Genomic DNA, 4634 nt, shown 5'->3' on the forward strand with positions numbered 1-4634 from the left:
ACCGCCCGGATGGGCACATCCAACCGCCCGAACGAACTCAGGTCTGGATAAAACTTGGGGGCAACGTCAATAGCGGCGACCGAGCGGACGCATTTGCCCGTCGTCCAGGAAGAGAAGTCCGCCCGCATTCACCTGTCCGTTCCCAACCCACAGGTTCGCCCGCTGCTTGCTTCGAGGAGTTTTGAAGAAGGACGACAAGATGTCGGTCGGAGACCCCGAACGCCTTGGGAACGGGCATCCTCGGAGCTTGAGCATTTGAGCATGTTGGGCCCAGATGATCGCCAAATTCAATTCGGTCGCCTTGCGTTCAACGCCACCATTAGCTAAGTGCTTGAGCCCGCTGACAGGGAAGGGTGGCCGAGTGGTTTAAGGCACCGGTCTTGAAAACCGGCGTGCCCGCAAGGGTACCGTGGGTTCGAATCCCACCCCTTCCGCCAGTATATTGTCCTCCACTGTTCGCAGTCGTTCGAACTCCACAGCAAAATCAGTGACTTGCGCCGAAGATCACCGCTCCTCCAATCGGTGCGCGTGCACATTTGGCGAGCATTCAGGGGAACGGAGCCGCCTAGGTCCTCCAGCGACGCGCCTAAATGGATCGCGGCGGGTTCTACTCGAAATAGGCCGACAACATCACAAGCCCTGCACTTATTTCGATGCTGTTAACGGACTTTCCTCCCCGCCAACGAGGGGGCCGAACAAGTCCCACTGGGCGCCGTTGAACCGCATCATCTGTAGTTGCTCAATCGGAAAAAAGTCAGTCGGCGATGTCCTTATACGGACGCCAGGAATGTAACCGCCGATTTCGAGGTCGAGGTCGGAGGCGGTCTTCATGATGTTCAGGCGGCTCAGATCGTCGCCACAACGTTTGATGACTTCAACAAGCGCCGTGCCCATATTATACGCGATCAGCGGGCCGCTCTCAGTTCGGTCGACCTCGGGATAGTATTTATCCAGGAAACTTCGAAAACTCCGCATGCCAGGCTGTCGGGCCCACTGGGCGTCCGTCACATCCATCTGATAGCCAGCGCTGAGAATACCATTAGAGTTCTGCAAACCGGCGGGCCTTAGTACCGCGCCGATCGATACGGATACATTCGTGAGGATGTGTATTGGCCGCCAATTGAGTTCGCCCAATTTCCGGATGACCTGGGCAGCATATTTGGGCGTTGCAACGTTGATGAAAACGTCCGGCGCGCTTGACTTGATCGCAACGACTTGAGAATCCACGGTCGGCGTGCCGACCTCGTAATGTGCAGCTGCGATCACCATTTTGGAAAACCTATCCTTGAAGACGTCTTCAAGTCCGCGAAGGTACTCCCTTCCAAAATCGTCATTCTGGTAGATGATCCCGATACGGGCATTTGGATGATTGGATAAGATATAGTTCGCGTAGACGCGCGCCTCCGCACGGTAAGTTGGCTGCCAGCCTATGGTCCAAGGAAATTGCCCGGGGTCGCCCCAGCGGGAGGCGCCAGATATTACAAATAGCTGTGGGACACGCTTGTTATTCATGTAGCGCTGAATGGCGGCGTTGCTTGCGGTGCCGAACGGCGCGAAGATGGCAAGAACCTCATCGTCTTCCACCAAGCGTCGCGCCTGCTCCATGGTTTTTGACGGGCTGTAGGCGTCATCGTAGGAAATGAAGTTGATGCGACGGCCATTAATACCGCCGTTGTCATTCACCATTTGAAAGAAGGCCGTCATCGTCCTTCCAATGATCCCATAAGCGGACGCGGGCCCGCTGTAGGGCATGATATTGCCTATCCTTATCTCGAAGTCACTCGCGCCGGCGTCGTATTGCTTTTCGGCATTCGCGCATCTCGTGGCAGCCATCAGTACGACAAGAGCGATGAATGAGATCCAATATTGCTTCGGTGCCAGCATCCGTTCACTCCTAAACAGTTTCAGTTTGAAGGAGAGGACCCGGTTGAAACGGGCAGGGTGAAGCGAAAGATCGCCCCACGTCCTTCTCCGCCACTCTCCGCGGTGATCCGACCGCCGTGAGATTCGACAATGGACCTGCAGATTGCCAACCCCATGCCCATTCCATTGTCTTTGGTCGTGAAGAAGCTATCGAACAGGCGATCGAGATGCGCGGACTTGATCCCGGGTCCATTATCTTCAAATACGCAGCAGAATTCGTCCGGGGCTCGGGCATCCAGACGTGATGATTATCCGACGAGACCGGATTCCGGCGCCTTCCATGGCCTGCATCGCGTTCATCGCAAGATTGACGATGATCTGTTGCAGCTGTGTTCGGTCACAGAGCGCGCGTACTGACGACGCATTCTTATGGAACGTCATAGTAACACGCTGCATTTGGATTTCATGCTGCAGAAATAGCAGCGCCTCTGCGATGACTTCGTCCACAAGTACTAGCGATCTGGCTGTTGATTGGCCGGCGGCCATCGCGCGAACTCGTGCAACAATGTTAGCGGCCCTTTGGGAGCTCGCCAAAATTGCTCCGATCGATGACCGCACTTCGTCCAGGGCCGGTTGAGGCCGGTCGAGCCACCGCAGGCCGGCGCTTCCAGAGGTCGATATTACGGCGAGCGGCTGATTGATCTCATGAGCAATGGAAGCCGTTAACTCGCCAAGCATCGAGACGCGCGCGGCATGCGCAAAGTCCGCCTGCAGCTTCCGCAAAGAGTCCTGCGCGCGGATGCGCTCCGAGATGTCGATTGTTCCGACCAAGCTCATTTCATAGTCGTGGACCCTGCCAACCCGGGCGGTGATAAAGAGGACGTCGATCACCCGACCGTCCCAGGTGACCATCTTGGTTTCCTCCTCGAAGCTGGGCTCGCCGCGAAAGCGGGACTCCATTGCGCGTCGGAACGTATCGGGACGGGCCTCCCAGGTACGGACCAGAGAGACGGGTGAGCTTTCGCTGGCGTTACCGCCGAACATCTGGATTGCGTGCTCGTTTGCCTCGCGAAAGGTGAGGGCTTCCATGCACGTCTGGAGGAATCCGGGATTTGCCTCGAAATAGGGGCCGAGATCGGTGACGCCGTCCTGGCGCAATTGCCGGAAGATTTGAACGAGTTTGGTGGCATCGAGTTGCCGAAGAGCGATCGGCATACGCGAGAAAAGCTGCCGATAACGTTGTTCGCTCTTGACGAGTTCTACATGAGCGCGCTTTTGCTCGCTAATGTCCATTACCACGCCGACAAACTCCGGGGGGCTGTCCGGGTTAGTCATTGGATGGGCTTTCAACCTTAGGAATTTGACCGTTCCGTCCGGCATCAGCAGCCGATGTTCCAGAGAGAAGCCGTTCCCGCTTTCCTGCGCGTCGGTGACGGCAGTGCGGACTGCGTTGAGGTCATCAGGGTGGATGCGTTGGAAGACGAAGTCCATCGTGGGCATCGACAGCGACGGCAGTTCGAATATTCGGAATGTTTCTGCAGACCATACGAGATGATTGGTCGCGATGTTCCAGCCAAAGCTGCCAGTCTTACTAAGCTTTTGAGCTTCGGCAATGTAGGCGGCTTGGCTCTGGCGTGCGGCCTTCTCAGCTGCACGACGCTGCGTAACGTCGGTATTGCATGCAATTGTACCGGATGTATCTGGCTGCTCGTGTCGGCTCGACCAGCGGCTTAGTACGAGAATCCTCGCGCCGCTGCGAGTGGTATGGACCAGTTCGCCCTCCCACCGTCCTGTCAGGGCGAGCATCTGCCTTAGATTGTGGATGGGTTCTGGGAATTCAGTTTTCAAGAGGAGATGTTCGACTTTGCCGATGGCCTCCTCGCGCCGCCAGCCGTAGAGCGCTTCAGCGCCCCGATTCCAGTAGGTAATGACATCTTCCGAGTCGCGGACAATCACGGCGTCCGTAGTGAGGTCGAGCAACCGAGCTTGCTCGAGATGCATTGAATCGAGGGTCTGGATACGCCAGATCAGGCTGGAGACGAACAGCGAGCTGATCAGAAATGTGGCAAGAAGCACCGCATGCTGGGGATTGCCCACACGAAAGCTGAAGGCAGGATCCACAATGAAGTAGCTGAGGCAAAGATACGCCACCACTAAGAATGCAAAGGACGTCGAGAAGCCGGCGCGATAGCTCAGAATGGCTATGACGACGAGAAGTGCAAAGGCCGCTGTCGCATGATCGAAACCTAACCGAACACAGAACAGCAAAATAAGCGCCAATACGACTGCGGCGCAGACCAAAGAGAGAAACCGAGATCTTCGCTTCGTGCTCCAGCGATGAGCAAGAACGGGATGCGTGAAGCCATTTGAAAGCTTCTGGAAGAATTGCCTGAGCTCGAGTCCCAGACGGAAACCCGGTTTCGATGCCTCTCGGAGTTCAGTGCTCATGGCTCAGCCATACAGGCTGTGTCGATGACGGCCGCCTGGTTGTCCGTCCACTTCCACGATATAACACCGGTTGGCGAGTTGCCTGGTGGAACAATCGTCAAGGTGAAGCCTTCCGAGTACGCGATAGGAAATCTTCCTCGTTACACATGAGGTTCCGCCGCACGCGCTATGGCGGCGCATAGTTCGATCAATCAGGAATACAATAAGGGTGTCGGAGAGGAGGGGCTGCACCCATCTTGCTCCAATCTTGACCGTTCCTGCGGTGTCAGAATCAGAAGCAGCCTAGTTGAGTCAGGCGTACCTGCGCTGAACCGGATTTGGAC

At 56.3% G+C, this 4634-nt stretch carries 3 protein-coding genes and 1 tRNA gene; 1 reads left to right on the forward strand and 3 read right to left on the reverse strand.

The annotated features are described in order from the left end of the window. Positions 1-347: 347 nt before the first annotated feature. A tRNA-Ser gene (locus ACM42_RS08430) sits at positions 348-437 on the forward strand. Between the two features lie 208 nt (positions 438-645). Here ACM42_RS08430 and ACM42_RS08435 read toward each other — a convergent pair. The 3 genes from ACM42_RS08435 to ACM42_RS08445 are packed head-to-tail and all read right to left on the reverse strand — an operon-like array spanning position 646 to position 4311. After that, a complete protein-coding gene (locus tag ACM42_RS08435) occupies positions 646-1884 on the reverse strand; it encodes an ABC transporter substrate-binding protein (protein ID WP_271527497.1) in 1239 nt (412 codons plus the stop codon). Between the two features lie 20 nt (positions 1885-1904). Continuing rightward, entirely contained in the window at positions 1905-2162 is a 258-nt protein-coding gene (locus ACM42_RS08440; RefSeq protein WP_333921522.1) for a sensor histidine kinase, read from the reverse strand. After that, the gene (locus tag ACM42_RS08445) at positions 2122-4311 is read right to left on the reverse strand and encodes a PAS domain S-box protein (RefSeq protein WP_271527499.1); all 2190 of its coding nucleotides are present in this window, start codon (positions 4309-4311) and stop codon (positions 2122-2124) included. Before ACM42_RS08445 ends, ACM42_RS08440 begins: the two co-directional genes overlap by 41 nt. Between the last annotated feature and the right edge of the window lie 323 nt (positions 4312-4634).

The sequence above is a fragment of the Bradyrhizobium sp. CCBAU 25338 genome (genome assembly GCF_028128965.1).
Taxonomy (GTDB): Bacteria; Pseudomonadota; Alphaproteobacteria; order Rhizobiales; family Xanthobacteraceae; genus Bradyrhizobium; species Bradyrhizobium liaoningense.